Genomic DNA, 24113 nt, shown 5'->3' with positions numbered 1-24113 from the left:
TTCCGTTTTATATATATCTGTGCATAAAAGAAGCAGCGCCAGAGAAACGAAATTGAAAACCGATTTGCAAAAGTTTTCCGCTCTTTTTTTGCGCAAGAAGCATTTCACGTGCTTCCTCGGCATTTCGAGCCATAGGCTTTTCGCAGAAAACGTGTTTTCCCGCTTCGAAAGAGGCAACGGCGGCATGTTTGTGAAATAAATTCGGCGTAGCTATACAAACCGCATCGATCTCTTGCATTCTCAAGAGTTCATGAAAATCTGAAAAAACGTGGGGAACTTCGAATTTTTGTGCCGCTTTGGATGCATTGTCCGGATTCGGGTCGGCAATCGCAAGAATTCGGCAACGATCCGAAAGTTCTGCAAACGCTGGCATGAGGCACGCTTGCGCAATGCCCCCGCTCCCGATAATTCCGATGCCTAACTTTTTCAAATCTTTTGCAACGGTTATATCTGCGCTGTACCGGCTGCTTGCGGTTTTTTCGGCGGAACTGCCTTTACTTCACCGCTCAAAAACGCGGTGACTATTCCATGCGGTTTCAATTGCACGGGGTCCCAAAGCAACACCGTTCGTTTCTTCGTCGCATCACTAAAGTCCTTAAGATTCTTGCCGGCTACGTTTTGCGAATAAACCAATAACGCTTTCCCGTTATGGCTCACCCAAAGTTCATCGAATCCTTCGGTGTTTCCGAATTCCTTTTTCAAAATATCCCGCAACTCGAGGCTGGTTTCCGCTTTCGGAAGTTGTCCGCCATGTTTGTCTGCATATCTTAAAACTAAACTTGCCGCTTTTTGAACACGGGCACAAACAACTTCCAAACCCTTTTCGGTAATCGGGGGTTGACGAAGTGATGTATCCCGCTGTTCCTCTCCTTTTCTACATCCCGCCATCGGAGCGCTTAGAAGAATCAGCGTGGTTAGTATCGCTATCGGGATTTCCTTCCAATAGTTTTTCAATTTCGAGCACCTCTTTTCGTTCTTTTACAGGTTTTCTTTTTACCTGGAGCGAGAGTGCAATTCCAATCACGATGATGGCAGCGGTTACCGTCCAGAAAAGAACCGGGCTCATGTGTACCACTCGCCACCCTAATTTATGATACTCATTAAGGCTGACCACCGACTGAACACCGAGTTTGATTCCTACCCAAAAAACCAGAGCATACGCCATATGCTCGAGGCCAGGGTATTTTTCGATGACCCGAGTTAACACGAAGGCTGCAAAGCGCAATAGGATTACCCCTAAAATTACTCCTGTATAAATAACCCATAGTTCGTTGCTAACAGCGACCGCTACCAGAACGCTGTCGATCGCAAAGGCGATGTCCGTAAGTTCGATCAAGACGACTGTCTGCCAAAAGCCCTTCCTTTTGACCTTGATTTCCTGTTTACGATGGGCTTGGTGGCGAAAAAGGTGCGTAATTGCAAGGTAGATGAGGTAAAGGGCACCGCCAGCTTGGAGAAACCAAAACTTTTGAAGCGTAGAGGCAGTGAACAGGGCGAGGAAACGCAGAACGAACGAGCCGATCAAGCCTACGAACAACGCTTTCCGTCGCTCGTTTCGAGGAAGACCTTTGACAATGATAGCGATGACGAGCGCATTGTCCGCGGAGAGTAAACCCTCGAGGAGGATAAGAATGCCGACGATGGCTGCGTAATGGATGTATTGAGGCGTCTCGGCTAAAGGAATCATTTCAAGCAGAGGGGAAAGGACACAGAGGAAATAATACTCGGAATTACGTAGGATGAATTTTCACAAGACGAAAAAAAGGGATAATCTCAGTAGATAATCAAATTGAACAAAGGTGCCTAGATAAGCAAAATTATTCCAGTTATGTCTAAACCGACGATTTCTGCGGCAATCAATACTTACAACGAAGAGCGCGATTTGCCTTTTGCATTGCGCTCGATTGCTTCTTGGGTAGACGAAATCATCGTCGTAGATATGCACAGCACAGATAGAACACGCGAAATCGCAAAAGAATTCGGCGCGAAAGTTTTTCTGCACGAAAATGTAGGATTTGCGGACCCTGCAAGAGCATTCGCTCTTTCTAAATGCAAAGGCGAATGGATTCTTATTTTGGATGCGGATGAAATGATTCCGAAGCCGTTGAGCGATTGGTTATTGAATGCCGCCGAAAACAATCGTGGCGATGTGTTCCGTATGGCGCGCGAGAATTACTTTTTCGGGGAGGTGATGCGTTATACGCGCACAGGTCCGACGACGGACCGCCATATGCGCTTCTTTCGTCGAGATTGCATCGAGTTGACAGATCGCATTCACAGTTTTTTGCATCCTATCCCGAATGCGCGCATCGTAGATGTACCTTACGAAGAAGGTAAAGCAATCGTGCATTTTTGCTATACAGACATTTCGGAATTGCTGGAACGAATGAATCGCTATACGACGATCGAAGCCGAACAAGCAATCGAAAAGGGAGCAAAACCTAGAACCTCTTTGCGGCGTGCGTTATTGGCATTTTGGCGCTACTATATTCGAGGGCGTGGATATAAAGACGGATGGCGTGGATTCTACTATTCGTTACTGGTGGGATTCTATCATCTCGCTATAGCGGCAAAAATGCAAGAACGGAAAGCGGTTGGCACACGCGATGCGGTGATTGAAAAATACCAAGCGGAAGCCGAGAAAATATTGAGCGCGTATGAAAATGACAGACCGAAGGAAAACACTAAAAGAAAAATATCGGTAGCCATCAACACTTACAACGAGGAGAAGAATCTCCCTTATGCCTTGCGTTCCGTAAAATCGTGGGCAGACGAAATCATCGTCGTGGATATGCACAGCACCGATAGAACGCGAGAAATCGCCGAATCATTCGGTGCTCGCGTTTTCTTGCACGAGTATTTAGGTTTTGCAGACCCTGCTCGTGCTTTTGCCATTTCCAAGTGCTCTGGAGATTGGATTTTGATCCTCGACGCCGATGAAGTCGTTCCTGAACCTCTGAGCAAAAAATTAAAAGCGCTCGCCGAATCCTCGAATGCTGATGTAATCAACATCCCGATGGAAAACTATCTCTTCGGTGAAATCGTAAAGTTCACTTCGAGCGGTGCTGGTCGAATTTGGCATCCACGATTTTTTAGAGTAGGTTCTATGCAAACATCTGACAGACTTCATCAGTTTCTTCACATCGCGGAAGGAGCGGGTATTATGAATTTGCCTTATCGAAGCGGAGAGGCAATCGTTCATTTCGCTTATGCAAATATTTCTGAATTGATAGACAAAATCAATCGTTATACGAGCATCGAGGCAGCACAAGAAACCAAATCGAAAACAAGCCCATTTCGTGCAATTCGCCGTGCGATGAGAATCTTCTGGCGTAATTACATCTTGGGAAAAGGCTGGAAAGGTGGATGGAGAGAATTTTATTATTCGGCTTTTTTAATGATGTATGAAATCACGGCTATGGCGAAATTGAAAGAAAGACAAACTGTTGGTTCTTCCGAGGAGGTAATCAATCTATATCAGAACAAAGCCAAAAAAATCCTGCTGGATTACACCTTGCAATCTATTGAGGAGAGGGGGGGATTCTCTCATGAAACACAGGTCAATCCGACTGCCTCTTCGTAAACCGTTTTCAACTGTTCCGCTATCCGTGACCAGGAATAGCGTTTTATAAAATATTCTCGTTGCGCTTCGGGGTCGTGAGGTTTGTCCCAAGCAATCTCGACACAACGGCGAATATCGGTCGGGCTAAACGGATTCGGATAAAGAGCATAATCGCCATATAATTCTTGTGGATGCCAACTATTGCTGAGCACGAGTCTTGCGCCTGCCGCTCCGGCTTCGATTCCCGCAATCAGAAAATCGTCGAGTATCGAAGGAATGCACACGACGCGCGCTGCTGCATAAGCACTCGGAAGCAAAGGACTGTCATGCGAGACGGCATCGAGAAACATCGCTTGCTCTCCCGCTTCTCGCTTGCATCGAGCGGCATACTCGAGAGAATGCAAGCGCCCCAAAAATACCATTTTGAAATTCGTGCCTTTGAGAGCGCGAATTAAATTCAATTGATTTTTTCGCTTATGAATCACCCCGACATGAAGCACGAAATCTTCTCGAATCCCTGTGTGTTCACGAAACAATTCCGGAGTGGCATTTGCGAATCTCTCATCCACTCCCGCGCTCGGAATGAACCGAAATTTCTTAGGGTCGATCCCGAAAAATGCGACGATTCTTTTTTGAGCCGCGTGAGATGGACATACAAGAAGGGTTGACCTTTTGAAAAGTTTTTTTGTCTGTTTAGGATAGCGAAAGCGAAGGGTCAACCAATACCTGCGAAGCCAGACTCTCCATATCGGCAGCGGTAAGTACCAAACCGACGAAGTGACTACGGGAACTTGCCTTTCTCTTGCATAACGTGCTGTATCTGCAAAATATCCTTCCGGACCGAACACGTGAAGAACGTCACCGATTTTCGTTGTAAGAGGAGTCAAAATTTCGGTCTCGATACCTATTTCATTCAAAGCGCGTAAAGTGTAACCGAGTTGGACTTCCCTGCCTCCGCTGGCAAGACCACCGTCGTGACGAGTCAAAAATGTAACTTTCACTTATTCAAGGAAGGCGAGTAATGGTTATTGCACATTGCACTGCGTATTGTACTAACTTTTACTCATCTTATATAAAATTGTACTCGCATAACAAAACTAAGTTACCTCTCACTATGCACACGCAAATCCTTAGCCGCCATCGCGTCTTATCACAAAGGAATCTCGACTTTATCCGCTTCCCCACGGACGAAATCCGACCGAGGAGCCCTTGGCAATCTCTTGGCACATCAAATAAAAAACCTAAGGAAAACAGGCTCATAAAATAATCCTCGAGTTTTTGATTTTGTTTCTCTCGAATTTCCATCTGAATATGACACGAAGGGCTACAATAGAGACCGATGCGTACAGCACTCAAGGTCTTTTACAATTGCAAGAATTGTCCGGCATATTGTTGCGCCTACCCGAGAATCACGGTTACGGATTACGATATCGAGCGCCTCGCAAAGCATTTCGGCATCAGCAAGGCGAAAGCGAAGAAAAGATTCACCAAAAAAGGAGAAGAGCCTGGTGAGCGAATCCTTCGAAAAAAATACGACCCTTATTTCGAAAGCGTTTGCAGGTTCTTAGATGTCGAGACGAGACAATGTACCGTATATCCGGCAAGACCTCGAACTTGCAGAGAATATCCCGGAACCGCGCGGTGCGGATATTACGATTTTCTGATGTCCGAAAGAGACCGTCAGAAAGACTCGAAAATGATTGCAACTACAGACCATAGGGATTAAAAGCAAAATGCCGAGCCAATCCACCGCAATAGATAAAGATTCGGGATAATAGTCTCCATGTTCAGCCTCATTGCACTATTCGTCTTCGCGGCAGGGCAAACTCCCTCGAACGATTACCTGATAAAGGCGAGAGAAATTCATCGACAAGTCCCTCTCGTTGATGGGCACAACGATTTGCCTTGGGTTATTCGGGCGAACGGAGGAGATTTCGAAAAATACAACATCGCAATGCGTCTATCCAAAGGTCAGACGGATATTCCCCGCCTCCGCGAGGGAGGTGTCGGAGGGCAATTTTGGTCGGTGTGGGTACCCACGAGTTTGCAAGGCTCAGACGCTGTAAAAACGACACTCGAACAAATCGGCACGGTTCACCGAATGATTGAAATCTATCCTAATGCATTCGAACTTGCGCTCAGTGCGGACGATATCGAACGCATTTTTCGAAAGGGAAAAATCGCAAGCCTCATCGGAATGGAGGGGGGGCATTCGATAGATTCTTCGCTTACCGCTTTAACAGCCTTTTATTACGCAGGTGCTCGATATATGACTCTAACGCACAGCAAAAACACACCATGGGCTGACTCGGCAACGGATGAACCGAAACTGGGTGGACTCAACGAATTCGGAGAGAAAGTCGTACTCGAAATGAATCGTTTGGGAATGCTCGTGGATTTGAGCCACGTTTCAGCGGATACGATGATGGATGCGCTCAAGGTTTCGAAAGCGCCCGTAATTTTTTCTCATTCGGGAGCGCGCGGAGTATGCGACCATCCGCGAAACGTTCCGGACGACGTGCTAAAAGAACTGAAAAAAAATGGGGGGATCGTAATGGTAGTGATATTAGCGGATTATGTTTCTCCGGAAATCCCCCGATGGTCTAAAAACAGAGATGCGACCCAAAAGCAATTACAGGAAAAATATCCGAACGACCCCGAAAAAGTGCAAAACGAATTGAAGGAATGGATGCAGAAAAATCCGAAACCGAGAGCCACGCTCTCGCAAGTCGCTGACCACATAGACCATATCCGGAAGGTGGCAGGAATAGACCACATCGGAATAGGAAGCGACTTCGATGGAGGTGGGGGCGTAGATGGGTTGGAAGACGTCTCGAAATTTCCCTACCTCACTGCCGAATTATTACGAAGAGGTTATAGCGAAGGAGAAATTAAGAAAATTTTGGGATTGAATTTGCTTCGGGTCATGCGCCAGGTGGAAAAAGTCGCAAAAGAACTTCGGCAAGCGGTCCAAAAGGCGGCATGAACCTTTCGCTTGACTCCATAATGAACGAACCATAAAGGAGGATTACGATGAAACATATGATTGTCTGCCTCTTGGGATTGTTTCTCACAACAAGCCTTCTCTCTCAAGGAGAAGACCCGCAACTCCGAAAAGAAATGGAGGCGGTATATCTGAAATGGGACACCCTTGCACAAAAAGGCGACCTAAAAGGGCTTTTAGCGATGATACATCCCTCCTTCGTGCAAATAGACGAAGACGGCAAACGCACGAATTACGCGCAATTCAAAAAAGAACTCACGGAAATCTTGAAAATGATTCGTGAGATTAAGTCTCATACAGTCGTGCATCATGTTTACGGCAATCGAGAGGAATGCTATGCATGGGTTACCACGAAAGCGAGTTTTAAAATGAAACAAGGAGAAAAATGGCAAACCGTAAGTTTCACGATGCATGCAGCGGAAACTTTGAAACGCACACCGAAGGGTTGGCAATTCGTACTCAGCCAAAGTTTGCCCAAAGAAAGCGTCATCGGTCAGTAACGCAAATTCTAACACTTCTCTTCCTTAGATGAATTCTCTCGTTCCCAAACTCTGTTTGGGAATGCTTTTTCTCTCGTTCCCGAACTCTGTTTAGGAACATCTTTTATAAAATTAATAAACCCCCTCCGTAAGGTTCCCCCTGCTAACGCAAAGGGAACCGATTTCATTAACGCAGTTAAATGAACAGGTCATCGCAAAATAGTAAAATCTCTCAACAAGAAACAAATAAAGACCCAGAAACACTCAAAAACAAGAAAAAAAGCAGAACTTTATTTCAGCAATGCTTTCGCGATGATCAGCCTTTGAATTTCGCTCGCGCCTTCTCCGATTTCCGTGAGTTTTGCGTCGCGCCAGAGTTTTTCAATTAAATAATCCGGCATCATGCCGCGCCCCCCGTGAATCTGAATCATGCGGTTCGTAACTTCTCTCGCCGTTTCGCTCGCGAAGAGTTTCGCGTAGGAGGCTTCTTTCACGATCGGCATCCCTTGGTCGTACATCCATGCCGCTTTATGCACTAAAAGCCGCGCCGCCTCTATCCACATCCCTGAATCCGCAATCATATTTTGAACGGACTGCATCTGTGCCAAAGGACGACCGAATTGCACACGCTGTTTACTGTATTCGATTCCCAATTCCAATGCTTTTTCCGCAATTCCGAGAGCCATCGCTCCGATTCCGACGCGACCGCGATAAAGCAAACTAATCACTTCGTCGAAAGTGCAAGGTGTATGCCACCCAATTGCGTTGTTCATGCGAAATCGCATCGTATAAGAGGCGCAAACCCCGACGGTCGGAATTCTTCCTAAATCTTCGAACCCAGGTTGGTCTTTCTCCATGAAAAAAGCGCTTAGGTTTTCTTCATCGAGCCGAGCGATAATGATGAAAAGTTTCGCGAACCCTCCGTTGGTAATGAACATCTTCTCGCCATTGAGATAGAAATATCCCGGTCGGTCCGGAATGGGAGTAGCGATCGTTTTCACTCTGCGAGCATCGCTGCCGGCATCCGGCTCTGTCAAACCCCATGCAAGAGGGATATCCCCGCTTAAAACACCCGGCAGATATTTCGCGCGCTGTTCATCGTTTGCGAAATGTTCGAAATGCGCCACGCAAAGGGCGTTGATTGCCGCAACGTTCATCGCTAACGCAGGGTCGCCCTTGGCGATGATTCGACACATTTCTGCATAGGTCGCACACGAAAACCCCAAACCTCCTAACGACTTCGGGAGGACCACATGAGTGATTCCCCGGGAAGCGCATCGTTTCCATATGTCCGCCGGGAAGGTGTCCTTTTCCCATGCCCGGGTGCACGGAGCGACTTCTTCTTCTATGAACTGCTCTACTTCTCGCAGAAACTTTTGTTCTTCTTCGGTAAATTTCAGTGTCATAGGCAATCAAAGACCCAAGCCAATCCATGTTACATCAAACTGCCCAAAAAAATTTATGAGATAAACCCAGTGAATTACGTTTTGGGAATAAAACTCTGGATAAATGCTTGGGCTTTTTCTTTGCTCGACAAATCGGGTAGGGGGACAGGCGCGAGGAGACCTTTTCGAGCACGAACGGATTGCGCTTCCAAGCGGCTCTCCATAGCGAGTTGAATGGCTTTGGCGAGGATTCGCGCGCACTCTTGCGGCGCGTGGAAACCCATTCCGTTGTTCGCCGCGACGTAATCCCAATACATCTGCGCTTTGCGAACGAGATTGCGCGCATTTTCTAATTCCGCATCCGTTGCGCCTTTTCGCCAAGCATCGCCGATTTCTAAATGAGCACGAACCAATTCGTTTTCGGCACGGTTCAACAAATCCTGTGTCTTATCTTGAATGCTCGTTACGCGAATTTTTACTTCCTCTTCCGACCAGCGATGACACACCTGACATGAATTCGCGATATTTAAGAGCGGACTGCGAACTTGATGGTCGGTAAATTTAATCCCCCCCTCGACTTTATACGGCATATGACAATCTGCACAAGACACGCCTCGGAAGGAATGTATTCCCTGCATATATACTTCGTAATCGGGGTGCTGCATTTTGAGCATTTTCGCGCCGCTAATCGCATGCACCCAATCCGTGTGTTGAATGCGTTCGTAATATTCCTCCATCTCTTCTACTTTCAAACCGTTATCCCACGGAAAAGTGAGATATTTTTTGTCTTTGAAATAATATTCCACATGGCATTGCGCACAAACGAGAGTGCGCATTTCCTGATGAGATGCTTTCGTAATGTCCTTTCCCATTCTTTTAAAAGCGTCTATCAACGCTGGACGAGAAATGCGCAGACGCATGGTTTTCGGGTCGTGACAATCCAAGCATCCGATGGGGTTCCGCGCTTCCGGCAACATTTCAAAGAATTTATGTTCATAAAATCTTTCGACTCCGATTTTCGCCATAATGCGAGGCACATCGGAACTTTTGCATGTAATGCATGTCGCAGGACTTTTTTCGTTTATGCGTCCTGTTTTCGAAACGTCTTCGAGTGCATGAAAATGTCCTCGCGCTTGATTGTAATCTTTGCTGAAGGGATAACCTGCCCAGAGAACGACGAGCCTCGGATTCGCCGCTAAATAATCCCGAAAACTCGACCCCCCGTATTTCGTTCGTTCATCCGTTTTTTTCGTGAGTTCCCAAGAATTATATTCGCGTGGAAAGTTAATCCCCCATTTCGCATTATCGGATTCGAATTCCCCTAAAGGTTCGATGATACGAATGCGCGCTAACTCGCGTTCTGCGCGTCGCTCCGTTATAGAAACACCCAAAATCCCAACGAAAACACCGAGTATCGCACTCACGAAAAACAACAAAAATGCAAAGACAATGGATTTGCGTTCGGTTCTCACTTTTCAGTACCTCCTGTTTTCATAAGCCACTCTGGAAGAACGGGCGAGAGAGGCGGAACAGCAGCGTTCGGAGTGGCAGCCAAACTGTGCACGCGCCCATGCGGAACTTCCCTATGGCAATCTATACAAGGTCTTTCGAAATCGGCATGCAATGGCGTGATCGCTTCGGATACAACGTTGGAGTGGCAGCGAAGACAGTTCTTTTGAATTACTTCTCGAGAATCTTTCTTCGCTTGAATGACTTGAGGCTCTCTTCGTAACGTAAAAACAAGCGAATGGCGATAGCCGCTTTTGGCTTTGTACCACCATTTCGAAAACGCACTATCATGAGGGATATGGCAGTCGTTGCATGTGGCAACACGAAAATGACTCGAATGCAGCCAAGAAGCGTATTCCGGAATCATCACATGGCAGTTGATGCAGGCATCGGGGTTATCCGAGAGATACGAAGTCGCCTCCGAAATATAAAATACAACAGACCCCAAACCCGCCGTGAATCCCAAAAGGCTTATGCTTCCCCAAGAAAGGATTCTTCGGAAAAACATAGGGGTAAAGATACCCGTCGTAAAGGAATGAATTTATGACTACATTTCGAATAGTGGTGAAAGGTATGGTTCAGGGGGTCGGTTTTCGCGCTTTTGTATACGATTTAGCGAAGAGGATGAACATTAGGGGAGAGGTATGGAATCGAAAAGACGGTGGAGTGGAAATTCTCGCGCAACACGAAAGCAGAGAGGAACTCGAAGAGTTTATCGAAAATCTATATTTAGGACCGGGGAGAGTGGACGACGTCCGATTCGAGGAAGAGGAATCTAAGAAAACATTCGAAAATTTCAGAATTGTGTTTCGATAAAAATTAAAACTCACTTTCAATCAAAAATTTAAAAAAAATAGTGAGATCAATTGTGCCTATGCCGACCCTTCAACGGCTACACCTACGGGGTATAGGGTAAGCGACAGCACCGACGGCAGCAGAGACTTTCAGTTCCCGTTTTGCCTGCTATAGTTCCTGTCACAATGACTTCAGGTATTCGATCAAGCGAACAGACTAACTCCATCAGCGTTCGCAGAGGCGAAAGTCGAATGTTTTTTTATTCCTTCCCGAATAGTTTTCGCAATTCTTGTTTCGCTTGTTCGAGAACCTTTTTCCGTGAAGCGGATAGATTTTTCCCTGCCCGATTGATATAGAAATTCAGCATGGACATTGCGGATTGATAAGGTGTCTTCGCTTTTCTGCGCGTGCTCGCCTCTGCGGAACGTTTCAGCGATGTCGCTATCTTTTTAGGGTCATTCCAGGTAAAGACACCTGCTTCCAAATCCAGCGCATTGCTGCGCCGCGTAACTTCTGCTGACCATTTCCTAACGCCTGCCATCTCTTTTTTATTACGACCAAGTCGCGAGGGGCAACATCCGGAATGCTCGGCTCTCTGCCTCAGATAAGCGAGCAAGAAGTGCCGTACATAACGATAAGAAATTAGGAGCACAAACCTTTTGCTTGGAGTATTAAAAAACGAAGGAGGATCTTATGAGCGCAACAGGACTCCAAGTATTCGATACCACGCTACAAAAAACGAACAAATGGTTAGACGAAATTATGGAGGAAATGGGGATCAAGACCCGCCAGCAGGCTTACGACGCCTTGCGCGGGTGCCTTCATGCGCTTCGTGAGCGATTAACCATCGAAGAGGCCGCTCATTTAGCCGCGCAAATGCCACTTCTCATAAAAGGAATCTTCTACGACGGATGGAAACCCAACAACAGGCAACCCTTCGCTACGAGAGACAGAACTTTAGAGGGCTTTTACGAAGATATCTTAAGGGCGCATGGAGGAAAACCATACACGACTCCGGAGACAATGGCAAAAGCGGTCTTCAAAGTAATGAGCCGCCACATCACTTCCGGAGAAATCGAAGAGGTGAAAAAGTCTCTTCCGGAAAAGATACGGGCGCTTTGGCCCTGAAGCTTTAAAACGAACAAATCCATCAAAGTAACTCCGCGCGCGGCTAAATGAGCGTGCCGGTATACGCTTCTCGAGTGGGACATAATCGACTCCAAGTGACAAAAAACACTCGCTTCCCTGATAAGTTCTCGAGCTTTAGCGTTGGAGACATCGAGTTCGAGCTTCACGCTAACACTGCTGAACGACTCGACTTTTTCCCTCCCCATCGTCAACGTGGTAGTTGATTTTTGATGGGGTGATAGTGTAACAGAGCCGAACCGACGTCAGTATGGAAGACCAAAAAGATGCGATGACGACCATGTTCATGCCTGACCGGTTACTACGAGGACTTTTCCTTTGGACATCGTTTACCACGGTCGTGTTCTGGCTTCCGGCTGTTCGCGGCGCATTCGACGGAGCTTCTTATCAATGGGAGTTGTTCGGATTCGGTGGTCGCGGCACTGATGGCGATTACTGGTTTCCCGTTGTTTCGGCATTTGCCACATTATTCGTTCTCGCGGCGGTCTGGCGACGCGCGACATGGCCATTACTCGGGGTTATTACGCTGTGGCATCTCGGTCTCTTTGCGGGAACTTTGTGGCTCGCGTTTTTTGTTCCCGATGCTTTTCGATTCAAAGGCGACACTTTTGGGATAGACATATCATTGGTTTGGCTCGGTCCGGCTCTATTCGGGCTCGGAGCTGTTGCGGCTATGAGAGGCTTTTGGCGCGCCTACCATAAAAGACATCTATCCCCCCCTGCTTGGAACTGCCGTAATCAGCGATGGCTTCTGGTACTGCTCGCATGTTTTCCAATCCAGTTCGCCTTATTGCGATTCGGTCCACCGGATAGCGTAGCCGATCAATTGGGTGTCTTATTGACCATCGCGCAGTGGCTGTTGGTTGGCCAAGCGTTTCGACCTTATTCCATGAATGATGAATAGTAACTCACATGACAGCAGAGACAAGATTATTGTGCGTGTTTGTCAGCTGCCTGCTTTTGTAATGCAATCCTATCCTATCAGCGCGTAGGATGCAAGCCCCCCCCTATCACACTGCCTGCATCGTCGTGGGTGTTTCTTTCTTAGTCTCTTCTTCTTTTTCTAAAACAGCTTGCAACGCGACGAGGGCGACTTGGATTTGGTCTTCTCTCGGTTCACGTGTCGTGAGATATTGCGTCATCAAGCCGGGGAAAAAAACGGCACGTATCCAACGATTGTTGCGATGCTTGCCAGCGAAGCGTATCGCTTCGTACGCTATTCCTGCGATAAGCGGAAGCAACGCAAGTTGAAGGATCGTTCTAAGGAATAAGTTGACTACAATACTCCCCTCGATAAGCATTCGAGGAACGAGAGTAAATCCAATAATAGAAATGAGCAACACTACAATCATAAAACTCGTTCCGCATCTCGGATGCAGACGCGTTTGTTTGCGCGCATTCTCGAGCGTGAGCGGTTCGTCGGCTTCCAAGGTGTTTATCGCCTTATGTTCCGCGCCGTGATATTTGAAAACTTCATGAATATCTTTCAAAAACCCTATCAATAAAACATAAAGCAAAAAGATTACAGCCTTGAGAAGACCTTCCACTAAATTGAGCGCAAGCCCCCCCTCGATGCCGAAATAGGTAAAAACTTGCGCAAGCCAAATCGGAGTTACTTTGAACAATCCTATTCCCAACGCAAGCCCCACAATCATCGAACCGACCACTGCCGCTTTCATCCACCCCTCCATTTGCGGGCTCGCAGTGATGACTTCGTTCGTTCGAAGTTCACCGTCTTTCGATTCTGCCATTTCTTTCGGGTTCGTCCACTCCGTTTGGATTTTCGCAGAGAAATTCAACGCTTTGATTCCCAACATGAGCGCATCCAAGAGCGCGAAAGTCCCGCGCAAAAAAGGAATCTTTAGCAGTCCGGCTCGTTTGATCCAACTTTGCGAAATGGATTCGGTGTGCAAAACAATTTTTCCATTAGGTGCTCGGCATGCGACAGCGTAAAAACGCGGAGAGCGCATCATCACCCCTTCGATGACCGCTTGTCCACCGTACTGCATCTCTTCGTTTTGCGGCATTGGGATGAAAAGTATAGCCTTTTTCCGGTACTCTATACCTACTTATCGGTTTTTTGTAATGTCCATTTTTGGGGGTTGTGAAATGACAGTCAAAATCGTTGACCATATTACAGGGCAGGAACTGCTGCTCGAACACGAGTGGCATGAGCAGATTCCCCATGTGGGAGATATCCTCGAACTACACTGCGGAAAGCCAGAACGATGGAAAGTCACGGAGGTGGATTGGGTTTTCATGGACACCCCGCCGGAAAAGCACGAAGACGTTCCTGTGCAATACGCATTGGTTAAAGTCTCTCCTGCCGATGAAGTCGAACATAAAGAAAAGAAGCAAAGAATATGCCTTTGTGGGCATCCCGAAGATTGGCATTCTGCTTGGAGATGTATAGGCGCTGCAGGTACGTGTCCCTGCAAAGGATTCAAAGAAAAAAAAGAAATTTCGATTTAGTTTTGTACCGAACAAGGCATCACTTCAATGAATTAATTTTGGATAACCGAAAATGCCCCCCCTTCGCTCGATCGAGTGGCTTAGATACGGGTTTCGAAGGTTCTCCCCAAATTCTCTGCATCATCTCGTATCCTTTGGGGTCGTATTCTTTTAGTTCATCTCGAGTAAAAGGATAATAGTCGTTTTTTCCGAAATACGCCTCTGTAAGTTCGGCAAAATATTCGATGGGATTTCTGGTAGCGTAAGCCTGCAACTTCTGACCGCGATGATAAGGAACAGAGCGATAAAGGTCGTGCGTCATCGCATTTCGATAGCAACTCTCGATGTATTTATCTTCGTAACCGAGAACGATGTCGTGATAGCCGTGCGCAAGTTCGTGAAGAATCATCATCGGTTGGTCTTCCGTCATCCATTTGACGAAATTCGTCGGGTTGCAAATCTCCACAGAGTTTTCCTTATCCACGTTGTAACCATTTTGCTCTAGCCACTTTCTTTCGGGATGATAACAACAGCAAGGAAAATCGGGATTGTTCCACTCCACCCAAATCGGAATTTTCTGCAATACTGAAAGCGGTTCGGGGGGGACGATTTCGGTGATTTCTTTGAGTTTCGTTTTCAATAGCCCGAGAGCGGCATAAAGTTCGTGGGCTTTCGCACGCGCTGCTCGGCTTATTCGAACCGTGAATCCGTGGTAAATCTTGGTCTCGTAGGCGGAGGTGGGCTCGTGAACGAAATTGTCTACAGGAGCATGCCCCAATAAACCCGCAGCGATTCCGAGTAAAACGACTGGTTGCATTTTTTATATTGTATCCCTATTCGAGTTGCATTGCGCGATGAAAGGAACAAGAATAAAAGATGTACGTGCCCAAACAGAGTTTGGGCACGAGGATAAAGATGTATCGAAATTGTCGCGTCTTACGACGCTCCTATGGTGACAATGCGGTGTCGAAGTCTGCAATGAGGTCTTCCACTGCCTCGAGCCCAACGGAAACGCGAATCAAGCCTTCGCGGATCCCCAATTCTTCCCTTTCATTCACATCCAATGCAGAATGCGATGTCTTCGCTGGCAATATCACCAACGTTTCGACCCCCCCTAAACTCGGCGCCACGAGAGGAATGCGTACCTTTTCCATAAACTTCTTCGCCGCATCAGCCCCCCCTTTCAGTTCGAAACTCAGCATGCCTCCGAAGCCTTCGAAAAGTTTTTTCGCATGAGGATAGCTCGCACTGCTTTGCAAGCCTGGGTAATTCACGCGGGCGACTTGTGGACGACTTTCCAAAAACTCTGCGATACGTAACGCACTTTCGTTTTGATACCTAACCCGCACCGCGAGCGTTTTCAATCCGCGATGAAGAAGGAAACAGGCATGAGGGTCGAGCGTTCCTCCGAAGTGATTGAGTTTCTGACGAATTCGTTCGATGAGCTCCGCTCTTCCCGCACCGGCTCCTGCAACGATGTCACTGTGACCGTTCAGGTATTTCGTCGCACTATGAAGCACTAAATCGAAACCGTGTTCCAACGGTCGAAAATTAATAGGGGTTGCAAAAGTGTTATCAATCATGGAAACGAGACCGTGTTCTTTAGCAAACTTCGCGACCCCCCCTAAATCCCCCACCTCCATCAAGGGATTGGTGATGCTTTCGCAATAAAACACTTTCGTGTTCGGACGCAAATGTTCCTTCCAACGACTCTCCTCCTCGATGCTCACGAAAGTGTATTCGATTCCTAAAGCGGGAAGGTCTTTCACGATGAAATCATGCGTACCTCCATAAAGACCTTTTTGCGCTAAGAGATGGTCACCTGTTTTGAGAACGGTTAAAAGCGCTGTCGTGATGATTGCCATGCCGCTCGACGCCACGAGACCTGCTTCACTGTTTTCGAGCGCGGCGATTTTCGCATGAAGCACTTCATGATTGGGCGAATTGTTCAACCGAAGATAGTGAATGTCGTGGTATTCGCTTTCCTTCGTGAACAAGTAAGTGGAAGACTGGAAAATCGGAGTGACTACGGCGTCTCGAATCCTCGGTTCAGGCTCTCCGGCATGAATGAGTCTGGTTTCCATTCGAGGGGATGGAACTGACATAAGCATTTCTCCTCGTTGATAGGCTGGTTTAGAGTCTACCGAAGTCGTAGGAGCGCCGTAAGGCGCGATTTTCCGACATTTCTTTTTATCTATTTCCTCGCAAGAACGCTACCCATTCAAGAATTCGTTGCGAATCTTTCATCAAAAACCGGTTCCCCTTGCGCAAGCAGGGGAACCATACGGAGGGGGTCAAAAAGCCTCAACAGCGGGAGCTGTTGAGGCATAAAAAAATTCTTACTTCCACTCCGCAAGCAAAATAAAGACTGTTTTGAAAGATTTTCACCCCCTCCTTAAAGTTTCCCCTCTTCGCTACGCTCGAAGGAAAACCGGATGGTTGATTTTTGTAATTGCAGGAGCGCCGTAAGGCGCGATTATTCCCTTCAATTTATCTATCTCGACCCCAAGTTATTGCCGACAGCGGGCAACAACGGAGTGTTAAACTCTAATAGCCCAAACAAAAAGTGAAAACGCAGACAGATATAGGTGCGAAACTCGCAAGGCTTCCCGATAAACCGGGATGCTACATTTTCAAAGACTCCGAAGGAAAAGTTCTTTATGTCGGAAAAGCGCTCAGCCTTCGGGGGCGCGTTCGTTCGTATTTCCAAAGGTCCTCGACGCTCAGCCTTCGCATCGCAAAAATGGTCGAGAAGGTCTGCGATGTGGAATGGATTGTTACCGATGGCGAACTCGAGGCGTTGATTCTCGAATGTAATCTAATCAAGGAACACCGCCCACCCTATAACGTGCGCTTGCGGGACGACAAGAGTTATCCCTACATCGTGATTACAAAGGAAAAATTTCCGCGAGTGCTATTCACGAGGCGTCTCTTGCGCGACGGTTCGCGATATTTCGGGCCATACAGCAGCGCATTCGCGGTCAGAGACACACTGCAACTTCTGCATAAGGTTTTCAAACTCATTCCCTGTGGGAAAAGTTGGTCCGGTGAGCCCGTTCAAAGACCTTGCCTTTACTATCACATGGGAAGATGCATGGCGCCGTGTGCTGGTCTTGCCAATCCCGAAGAGTATCGCAAAGAACTCACTAACGTCACGCTGTTTTTGGAAGGACGCTCCGACCGCTTGCTTACGGAATTGAAAAAGGAAATGGCGGAGGCTTCGGAGAAACTCGATTTCGAGCGCGCGGCGCATCTTCGCGACACGATCGAGAGCATCGAACGGGTGATGGAGCGCCAAAAGGTCATCGCAGGCGAACAAAAAGACCAAGACGTGATTGCGTTAGTGAAAGACGAAAGAGGTGCAGCCGTTCAGATGTTCTATATTCGGGGGGGGAAACTCATCGGGCAAAGGCATTTTTATTTGGATGGCGCTGTGGAGAGTAGTCCCAGTGAATCCGTGCAGGAATTCGTCAAGCGATATTACACCGATGCTCCGGAAGTTCCGAAAGAAGTTTTGCTTCCCGTGGAAATCGAAGAAAAGCACATCGTAGAAACTTGGCTACGCCAAAAGCGCGGAAACACCGTTAAAGTGATGATTCCAAAAGGGGGGGAAAAATTGAAACTTATCGAAATGGCGGCGAATAACGCGGAACTCGCTTTGGCACACATGGCAGAAGAACAAGAAGCGAGGGAAACTTGGGCTGCACAGGCTGCAGCAGAATTGCAAGAAACCTTTGCGCTTCCCACTCCTGTTTGGCGCATCGAAGGTTTCGATATTTCGAACGTGCAAGGCACAGCCCCGGTCGCTTCCATGGTCGTGTTCGAGGGGGGGCAGCCCGTGAAAAGCGAATATCGAAGATTCAATATTCGATACAATCCAGGAGAACCGGATGACTTCGCAATGATGAGAGAAACGATACTACGGCGGTTTCGAAGATACAAAGAGGGGGATACGAAATTCTCGAAACTGCCGGATTTAATCGTCATCGATGGCGGAAAAGGACAACTCAACGCCGCCCTCAAAGCGCTTGAGGAATTGGGAATGGTGTTGCCCATCGTAGGTCTCGCTAAAAAACTCGAACTGCTTTATGTTCCCGACAAGCATGAACCTATCGAACTGCCGTTGAATTCTCCTGCTCTGGTTCTTTTGCGACGTTTGCGAGACGAAGCGCATCGCTTCGCACTTACCTTCCATCGAAAATTGCGAAATAAACAGTTATTCCGTTCCCCTTTGGACGAAATTCCCGGAGTGGGACCTCGAAGGAAACGGATGCTGTTGCGGAGTTTCGGCTCTGTGGAAGCGATTCGCAAAGCAAGCATAGAGGAAATCAGCGCTGTCCCTACGATGACTCGACGCCTCGCCCTTGTGGTAAAGGAAAGTTTAGGGGATTGACTATTTCCTCATTAAAAGTATTAGACTCCGTGCTAATTATTTTTTTCGTTCTCAAACCTTGTTTGGGAACGTTCTTATGAATTGACTAAGACCCCCTCCGTAAGTTCTCCCTAATTACGCGATGTTTAAGAAGAAGATTCCTCAATGGAGCGGTGCTTCTTACTACCCCGCAAAAAATATGGTTTTTCTCTTTATAGCCTAAAAAAAGCACTTCCCCGAACCGAGAATCCAATTAGCCCCGGTATTTCGAGGATGCGAAAACCTCGAGTGGATTATAAGACATGAGTGCGGTCAAGAGTGATTGCCCCGTTGCCCGAGAGAGGTTGATTCCTTATCTGAGCGGAAAACTGGATGGGACGCCCGAGGGAGAAGAATTCGAAGCCCACGTGAGCAACTGTCCCATTTGCAAAGTTGTCGCCTCGGACAGAAGAAAGACCTTACAGGCATTGATTGCCGCGCTCGACCCCGCCGTTGAAAACAGGTCTATCGGGAACGAGCGCAAAAAGACAAAGGACAAATCAGCCAAGATGCTCCTTCTTGCAGGCGTCTGTGCTTTGTTGCTCATCGGGATGAGCTACGTTTCTGGTCCTGTTTCAGCCATCTTGGGAGACAAAATGGCGACGGGGGATGAATCGGTAACGTTGAGTTCTAAGGAGAATCCTCCGATTTCTCAACACGCACAAGAGAATGCATCTCTACACGAGGAAAGCAAGAAATCCATAGCGACAGCGAGTTCCACAAATTCTCCGGGGGGGCAACAAGAAATAAAGGAGTCGAAGAAGGCACAGAACGTTTCGAAAGCGAAAACTTCGAACGATACTCCGGTTCAATCCGTGAATCGTTCTTCGCCTAAAAAGCAACGTTCGAAAGCCGCTCGATCGTCCCCCCCTATGAATCGTATCGAGATTTTCGACGAATCCGGGAAAAAAATCGGCGTAGCCATTACGCCTCAAGGGAGGTAATCCATGCAAAATAAAACTCTGCTCTGCTTCATTCTCGCCATTTCGGCGACGGCGACGGGTTTCGCTCAAAATCAGCAAGTCGAAACAGCCAATGAGCCGCAACCTATCGCCATAGACATCAAAACCAAAAACGTCTCGATTTCCTCGAGGGGGAACGACGTCCGTACTGTTCTCTATGACCTTTTCACACAAACGGGAAAGAATTTCATCATCGAGGTGGGGATTCCCTACAGTTTGCATCTGCATTTGCAGAATGTCCCATTCGATTCAGCCATTGATTTGATTTGCCAATGTGCCGGTCTCACCTATAGGATTCAAGATGGAACCTACATCTTTTCGAAAGCACAATCCAGCAGACCCATTGCTAAAACGGTCGAGATGGTTTCCGGTGAAACGCTCGATACGAAAATGCTTACACGAAAAGTGAACATCAAACTGGAGAAAGTGGACCTGCGCGCCGCATGCGATGAGATGACTCGGCAAACCGGTGTACCTATCGAGATTGCGCAGAATGTCGGCACTTTTCGCATCAATGCATTTCTGACGGATACTCCTTTGAAATCCGCTTTGCAAGCGATCACAGAACCGGCGAATTTGAAATATTCCGTGACGAATCACGGCACGATTCTCATTTCGAAAAAAATAGAAACAAAGGCGAGCACGACTAATTCCCAGCAAAACGTGAGACTCATCATTCGTTGCGATCAATGCAACACCAACCTCGAGAAAGGTTGGAAATACTGTCCGACTTGCGGAAACTACGTCAAGAACATCACCTCCTTGTGACAGCACCCCTCACGTGCACCACGGCGGGCTGACCTTCGCGTCAGCCTCGCCGTTTTTAAAGCCTTTTTTAAAATAGCAAAAAATGGATTTGTGTGCTTTTTGTTTGAAGAACGAAAGATATTAGTTTTTCCCAAAAACTAATCCCCCCTTGCGAACTTGCGGTGTAGGGGGGTCGAAAATCGCGTGCACGTGACTTTTTTAAGGAATCAAAAATCGCACCTTACGGCGCTCTTACAGAGGGTCGACAATCGCACAACACGGCACTCCTAATTTTTCCTGCTTCCATCCGGATTTTTTCCTCTTTCTCGTCTTTTTTCCTCCTTCTCATCCAGGCGTCTAACCCGTCTTTTGAATAACAGTGTTTTCAAAAAGGGATTAAAAAAACTAATAAAATTGCGAGGAATATGCTGGTTCGAAATAGAAGTAAAATCCATCTGGAAACCCTTAAAGATCATAAAACGTTTCAAGAAATGAAAAGAATGAAAACTCTAAAATCAGCACCGAAAGCGCAGACCACAGACCTGAACGCCCTTCGCAAAAGGGCGCGCTGGCTCCGGAAGCAAGCCACTTTTGCTGGGGTGGATGTCCGGCGCATCCTTCCACCGCTCTATGCCAGCAAGCAATGGCAAAACGAAGCACAGTGGCTACGCGCCGCGATAAAAGCCCTCAAAGATGCCATCGAAGAGAAAGAATCGAAAAACGGGGCGCGCTGACCCTAAAGACAGCACCTTTTTCAGGTAATATTTCATAAGGAAATAAAGCATGGTGAACAAAAGCGACATTCAAACCTCCCCGATTACGCTCACGGAACGTGCGGCAACCGAAATAAAGGCTCTTTTGGCAGAACAAGAAAAGCCGGAGGCCGCTTTACGCGTTTGGGTAGCCGGTGGTGGCTGCTCCGGGCTCACCTACGGAATGGCGCTGGATGACGGAGAGCCCGAAGAGACCGACGAGGTTTTCTATCATTCGGACGTAAAGATTTTCGTTGACCAACTCAGCCTGAAATACATGGCCGGTTCGCAAGTCGATTTCGTGGAAGACTCTTTAGGTGGTGGGTTCAAGATAGAAAATCCCAACGCCATTAAAACCTGCGGTTGCGGTTCATCCTTTGCGCCGGGAGAAGAAACTCTGGAAGGTTTGGATACTCCTACCGGCGGCTGTGGCGGCTGCGGCGGTTTTTAACTTTTCGCAGAACCGTTTCCTAGCAATACGAAAAGATTTCCTAACGCGCTTTTATAATGCGATAGCCCTGCAAAAAAACTAATTTTTTTTGTAGAAAAAAATTTTTTAACGTTTGGGTACGAAGACGAAATCTCCCATCCATTCCCCCTGCAAGGTGGCGTATCCCATAGCCCCTTCCGGGCATTTTTCCCATACTATACGATTCGTTTCGACTTCGATTTTTCGCCCGTCTTGCAAAATTAGTTTGCAAAGATAACGAGTAGTTTCCGTGTCCTCCTCTATGCTGTGCATCATGCGGCCATGGTCTTCACGCCATTTGTTTTCTACGAATACGAGCAGGCATTGCCTTCCGAACATGGGATGTCCCCCCCTTTTGAGGTTTAAGTAGAATGTCGTAAGAGCGATGCCAACGATAAAGAAAACGAATGCGAAAAGGGGAACACCTAATTGGAAAGAAATAAAACAAAGGATGAAGAAAAATACAATACCGATTTCAAGAAATCGTTTCATGAGAACCCATTAAAGGGAAATGACAGAAATAACTTCTTCCCCCTTCCTGTGTAATCGGGGGGTCTATCGTTTCACAAGGTGTTCCTTTGCGTGGACATCTCGTTTTGAAGCGACAACCCTCGATTCGTTCACGCGGGTCGGGAATTTCTCCATGCAAAACAGCAGGAAGTTTTCCTAAACGTGCTAATGTCGGTGCAGAATCCAATAACGCGCGTGTATATGGATGTCGCGGTTGCTCGAAAACTTCTTCCGTTTCACCCATCTCTACGATACGTCCCAAATACATTACAGCGACTCTATCGGCTATGAAACGCACGGTCGTCAGGTCGTGGGAAATATATAGATAAGCGCAATGCAATTTCGCTTGCAACTCCTTCAATAGATTCAATATCTGCGCGCGAATCGAAAGGTCTAATGCAGCAGTCGGTTCATCGCACAAGACTAAGGGGGGGTTGAGAACTAAAGCCCTCGCAATGGCAACGCGCTGCCTTTGTCCTCCGGAAAGTTGGTGAGGATAACGAGATTTCAAAGCGGGATCTAAGCCCACTTGAAGCATAATTTCATTTACTCGATGCTCGATGAATTCGCCGCTTCCTTTACCTTCCTTCTCGAGCAATTCTTTTCGATGCAAGATCAATGGTTCTGCAATCGAGCGACCGATTCGCCAACGCGGGTCGAGACTCGCATAAGGGTCTTGCCAAACGATTCCCACCCGCATCGCGAGGCCTTGCAAATCATCCGTGACTTTCTCGTCTAAAACCTTTATTTGACCGGAAGCGATAGGTTCTAAACCCAGAATGGCTTTTGCCAACGTGGTCTTTCCGCAACCGGATTCACCGACGACGGCAAGAGTTTCGCCAGCCTGCAATTCAAAAGAAACGCCGTCTACCGCACGAATAACCCCCCCAGGAACATGGTATTCCACGACAGCATCTTTAACTTCCAAAATAATCTTCTCCATGGAATCGCTATTTGGATGCAATTTTTTCCGTAGCGGCAGTTGGGTCTAATAACCAGCATGCAGCACGATGCAGACTATCTTGCGGGATTAAATCCGGTTCTATGTCGCAAGGCGAAAAACGATAAGAACAGCGTGGTGCAAAACTGCATCCTTTTCCCAAATTCGCCATATCGGGGGGCTGACCCGGAATCGAAGCGAGTCGTTCTTTTCCGCTCGGAAGCGAACCCAATAATCCTTGCGTGTATGGATGTTTCGGAAATCGTAGAACGTTTTCCGCAGAACCCATTTCTACGATTTTTCCAGCATAGTAAACGGCGATGCGATTAGCGACCGTGCCCACTACGCCGATATCGTGCGAAATCAAAATCACCGCTGTTCCGTATTTTTCTTGAAGTTCTTTTAATAAAGTAAGAATTTGTGCTTGTAATGTAACGTCTAAAGCGGTGGTCGGCTCGTCTGCAACGAGGATTTTCGGACGACACGCAAAAGCAATGGCAATCATCACTCTTTGTCGCTGTCCACCGCTGAGTTGGTGCGGATATTTATTCGCCGTGCTTTCCGGTGCGGGGACTTTCACAGCGCGAAGTTCTTCTACTGCTTGTTTTCTTGCCTCTCGCCAAGTTTTATCTTGATGAAGAACAATCGCCTCAGCGATTTGGTCGCCTACTCGCATGGCTGGGTTTAGGCTCGTAAAAGGGTCTTGGAAAACCATCGCGATATCTCCCCCACGAATTTTCCGCATTTCGTGTTCTGGGAGGGTGGTCAGTTCTTTGCCTTCGAAAAGCACGCTTCCTGCGGTGATTCTCCCGTTGGGAGGGAGTAAGCGCATGATGGCAAGGCCCGTTACGGTCTTTCCGCAACCTGATTCTCCTACGATTCCGAGAGTTTCGCCCTTTTCGAGAGAAAAGGAGACGCCTCGGACGACTTCAACATTTCCGAAAGCGATATGGAGATTCGAGACTTGTAAAACACTCACGAAGAACTTTTT

Annotated in this window: 27 protein-coding genes; 13 read left to right on the top strand and 14 right to left on the bottom strand. The window is 47.4% G+C overall.

The features are described from left to right. Window positions 1–7 precede the first annotated feature (7 nt). Genes VNK96_10030 through VNK96_10020 form a run of 3 tightly spaced genes read right to left on the bottom strand, consistent with a single transcriptional unit; the run spans window position 8 to window position 1687 of the window. Window positions 8–430, bottom strand: coding sequence for a Gfo/Idh/MocA family oxidoreductase (locus tag VNK96_10030; protein HWP32044.1), 423 nt, complete (start codon window positions 428–430; stop codon window positions 8–10). Window positions 431–444: 14 nt separating this feature from the next. After that, entirely contained in the window at window positions 445–888 is a 444-nt protein-coding gene (locus VNK96_10025; protein HWP32043.1) for a hypothetical protein, read from the bottom strand. Continuing rightward, window positions 875–1687 (bottom strand): hypothetical protein, encoded by an 813-nt coding sequence (locus VNK96_10020; protein ID HWP32042.1) that lies wholly within the window; start codon window positions 1685–1687, stop codon window positions 875–877. Before VNK96_10020 ends, VNK96_10025 begins: the two co-directional genes overlap by 14 nt. A 141-nt stretch (window positions 1688–1828) precedes the next feature. On the opposite strand from VNK96_10020, the gene VNK96_10015 reads away from it, so the two are divergent. Then, complete coding sequence (locus tag VNK96_10015) at window positions 1829–3583, top strand: glycosyltransferase family 2 protein (GenBank protein ID HWP32041.1); 1755 nt, start codon at window positions 1829–1831, stop codon at window positions 3581–3583. On the opposite strand, the gene VNK96_10010 is transcribed toward VNK96_10015, so the two are convergent. Further along, a complete protein-coding gene (locus VNK96_10010) occupies window positions 3547–4563 on the bottom strand; it encodes a glycosyltransferase (GenBank protein ID HWP32040.1) in 1017 nt (338 codons plus the stop codon). The two genes, VNK96_10015 and VNK96_10010, sit on opposite strands and share 37 nt — an antisense overlap. A gap of 338 nt (window positions 4564–4901) precedes the next feature. Between VNK96_10010 and VNK96_10005 the strand changes: the two genes are divergently transcribed. Genes VNK96_10005 through VNK96_09995 form a run of 3 tightly spaced genes read left to right on the top strand, consistent with a single transcriptional unit; the run spans window position 4902 to window position 7066 of the window. Further along, window positions 4902–5288 (top strand): YkgJ family cysteine cluster protein, encoded by a 387-nt coding sequence (locus tag VNK96_10005; GenBank protein HWP32039.1) that lies wholly within the window; start codon window positions 4902–4904, stop codon window positions 5286–5288. A gap of 57 nt (window positions 5289–5345) precedes the next feature. After that, window positions 5346–6548: a dipeptidase gene (locus VNK96_10000; protein ID HWP32038.1), complete on the top strand. Its 1203-nt coding sequence runs from the start codon at window positions 5346–5348 to the stop codon at window positions 6546–6548. A gap of 47 nt (window positions 6549–6595) precedes the next feature. Then, window positions 6596–7066 (top strand): nuclear transport factor 2 family protein, encoded by a 471-nt coding sequence (locus VNK96_09995; protein HWP32037.1) that lies wholly within the window; start codon window positions 6596–6598, stop codon window positions 7064–7066. Between the two features lie 269 nt (window positions 7067–7335). Here the strand turns inward: VNK96_09995 and VNK96_09990 are convergent, their stop codons facing one another. From VNK96_09990 to nrfH, 3 genes are all read right to left on the bottom strand, one after another. Further along, complete coding sequence (locus VNK96_09990) at window positions 7336–8451, bottom strand: acyl-CoA dehydrogenase family protein (GenBank protein HWP32036.1); 1116 nt, start codon at window positions 8449–8451, stop codon at window positions 7336–7338. A gap of 74 nt (window positions 8452–8525) precedes the next feature. Beyond that, window positions 8526–9902 (bottom strand): ammonia-forming cytochrome c nitrite reductase subunit c552, encoded by a 1377-nt coding sequence (locus tag VNK96_09985; GenBank protein HWP32035.1) that lies wholly within the window; start codon window positions 9900–9902, stop codon window positions 8526–8528. Further along, entirely contained in the window at window positions 9899–10447 is a 549-nt protein-coding gene (gene nrfH / locus VNK96_09980) for a cytochrome c nitrite reductase small subunit (GenBank protein HWP32034.1), read from the bottom strand. Before nrfH ends, VNK96_09985 begins: the two co-directional genes overlap by 4 nt. Window positions 10448–10482: 35 nt before the next feature. Here nrfH and VNK96_09975 point away from each other — a divergent pair, with 35 nt between their 5' ends. After that, complete coding sequence (locus VNK96_09975; protein ID HWP32033.1) at window positions 10483–10755, top strand: acylphosphatase; 273 nt, start codon at window positions 10483–10485, stop codon at window positions 10753–10755. Window positions 10756–10993: 238 nt separating this feature from the next. Here VNK96_09975 and VNK96_09970 read toward each other — a convergent pair whose 3' ends face one another. After that, window positions 10994–11275: a DUF3175 domain-containing protein gene (locus tag VNK96_09970; GenBank protein HWP32032.1), complete on the bottom strand. Its 282-nt coding sequence runs from the start codon at window positions 11273–11275 to the stop codon at window positions 10994–10996. A gap of 152 nt (window positions 11276–11427) precedes the next feature. Between VNK96_09970 and VNK96_09965 the strand changes: the two genes are divergently transcribed. Next, entirely contained in the window at window positions 11428–11862 is a 435-nt protein-coding gene (locus VNK96_09965; GenBank protein HWP32031.1) for a DUF2267 domain-containing protein, read from the top strand. A 268-nt stretch (window positions 11863–12130) separates the two neighbouring features. Further along, window positions 12131–12784, top strand: coding sequence for a hypothetical protein (locus tag VNK96_09960; GenBank protein HWP32030.1), 654 nt, complete (start codon window positions 12131–12133; stop codon window positions 12782–12784). A gap of 106 nt (window positions 12785–12890) precedes the next feature. On the opposite strand, the gene VNK96_09955 is transcribed toward VNK96_09960, so the two are convergent. Continuing rightward, complete coding sequence (locus VNK96_09955) at window positions 12891–13907, bottom strand: DUF1385 domain-containing protein (GenBank protein ID HWP32029.1); 1017 nt, start codon at window positions 13905–13907, stop codon at window positions 12891–12893. Between the two features lie 82 nt (window positions 13908–13989). On the opposite strand from VNK96_09955, the gene VNK96_09950 reads away from it, so the two are divergent. Beyond that, the gene (locus tag VNK96_09950) at window positions 13990–14352 is read left to right on the top strand and encodes a hypothetical protein (GenBank protein ID HWP32028.1); all 363 of its coding nucleotides are present in this window, start codon (window positions 13990–13992) and stop codon (window positions 14350–14352) included. A 19-nt stretch (window positions 14353–14371) separates the two neighbouring features. Here the strand turns inward: VNK96_09950 and VNK96_09945 are convergent, their stop codons facing one another. Next, the gene (locus tag VNK96_09945) at window positions 14372–15148 is read right to left on the bottom strand and encodes a hypothetical protein (protein ID HWP32027.1); all 777 of its coding nucleotides are present in this window, start codon (window positions 15146–15148) and stop codon (window positions 14372–14374) included. A 130-nt stretch (window positions 15149–15278) separates the two neighbouring features. Further along, entirely contained in the window at window positions 15279–16436 is a 1158-nt protein-coding gene (locus VNK96_09940; protein ID HWP32026.1) for an aminotransferase class I/II-fold pyridoxal phosphate-dependent enzyme, read from the bottom strand. A 461-nt stretch (window positions 16437–16897) separates the two neighbouring features. On the opposite strand from VNK96_09940, the gene uvrC reads away from it, so the two are divergent. The 5 genes from uvrC to erpA all read left to right on the top strand — a co-directional run bounded on the left by uvrC (window position 16898) and on the right by erpA (window position 21654). Continuing rightward, window positions 16898–18724 carry an excinuclease ABC subunit UvrC gene (gene uvrC / locus VNK96_09935; GenBank protein ID HWP32025.1) on the top strand — a complete coding sequence of 609 codons (1827 nt, stop codon included), beginning with the start codon at window positions 16898–16900 and terminating at the stop codon, window positions 18722–18724. A gap of 281 nt (window positions 18725–19005) precedes the next feature. Next, complete coding sequence (locus VNK96_09930) at window positions 19006–19686, top strand: hypothetical protein (protein ID HWP32024.1); 681 nt, start codon at window positions 19006–19008, stop codon at window positions 19684–19686. 3 nt (window positions 19687–19689) lie between these two features. Further along, window positions 19690–20472, top strand: a complete 783-nt coding sequence (locus VNK96_09925) for a hypothetical protein (protein ID HWP32023.1) — start codon at window positions 19690–19692, stop codon at window positions 20470–20472. A 479-nt stretch (window positions 20473–20951) separates the two neighbouring features. Further along, window positions 20952–21185, top strand: coding sequence for a hypothetical protein (locus VNK96_09920; protein HWP32022.1), 234 nt, complete (start codon window positions 20952–20954; stop codon window positions 21183–21185). Window positions 21186–21234: 49 nt separating this feature from the next. Then, entirely contained in the window at window positions 21235–21654 is a 420-nt protein-coding gene (erpA, locus tag VNK96_09915) for an iron-sulfur cluster insertion protein ErpA (GenBank protein HWP32021.1), read from the top strand. 105 nt (window positions 21655–21759) lie between these two features. Here the strand turns inward: erpA and VNK96_09910 are convergent, their stop codons facing one another. Genes VNK96_09910 through VNK96_09900 form a run of 3 tightly spaced genes read right to left on the bottom strand, consistent with a single transcriptional unit; the run spans window position 21760 to window position 24101 of the window. Next, window positions 21760–22164, bottom strand: a complete 405-nt coding sequence (locus VNK96_09910) for a hypothetical protein (protein ID HWP32020.1) — start codon at window positions 22162–22164, stop codon at window positions 21760–21762. After that, complete coding sequence (locus VNK96_09905; GenBank protein ID HWP32019.1) at window positions 22148–23125, bottom strand: ABC transporter ATP-binding protein; 978 nt, start codon at window positions 23123–23125, stop codon at window positions 22148–22150. Before VNK96_09905 ends, VNK96_09910 begins: the two co-directional genes overlap by 17 nt. Window positions 23126–23132: 7 nt before the next feature. Continuing rightward, window positions 23133–24101, bottom strand: a complete 969-nt coding sequence (locus tag VNK96_09900; protein HWP32018.1) for an ABC transporter ATP-binding protein — start codon at window positions 24099–24101, stop codon at window positions 23133–23135. Between the last annotated feature and the right edge of the window lie 12 nt (window positions 24102–24113).

This window comes from Fimbriimonadales bacterium, assembly GCA_035559795.1.
In the GTDB taxonomy this organism is placed as follows: Bacteria; Armatimonadota; Fimbriimonadia; order Fimbriimonadales; family ATM1; genus DATMAR01.
Note: the sequence above shows the minus strand (reverse complement) of the source record. Positions and strands in the feature narration are given on the sequence as shown.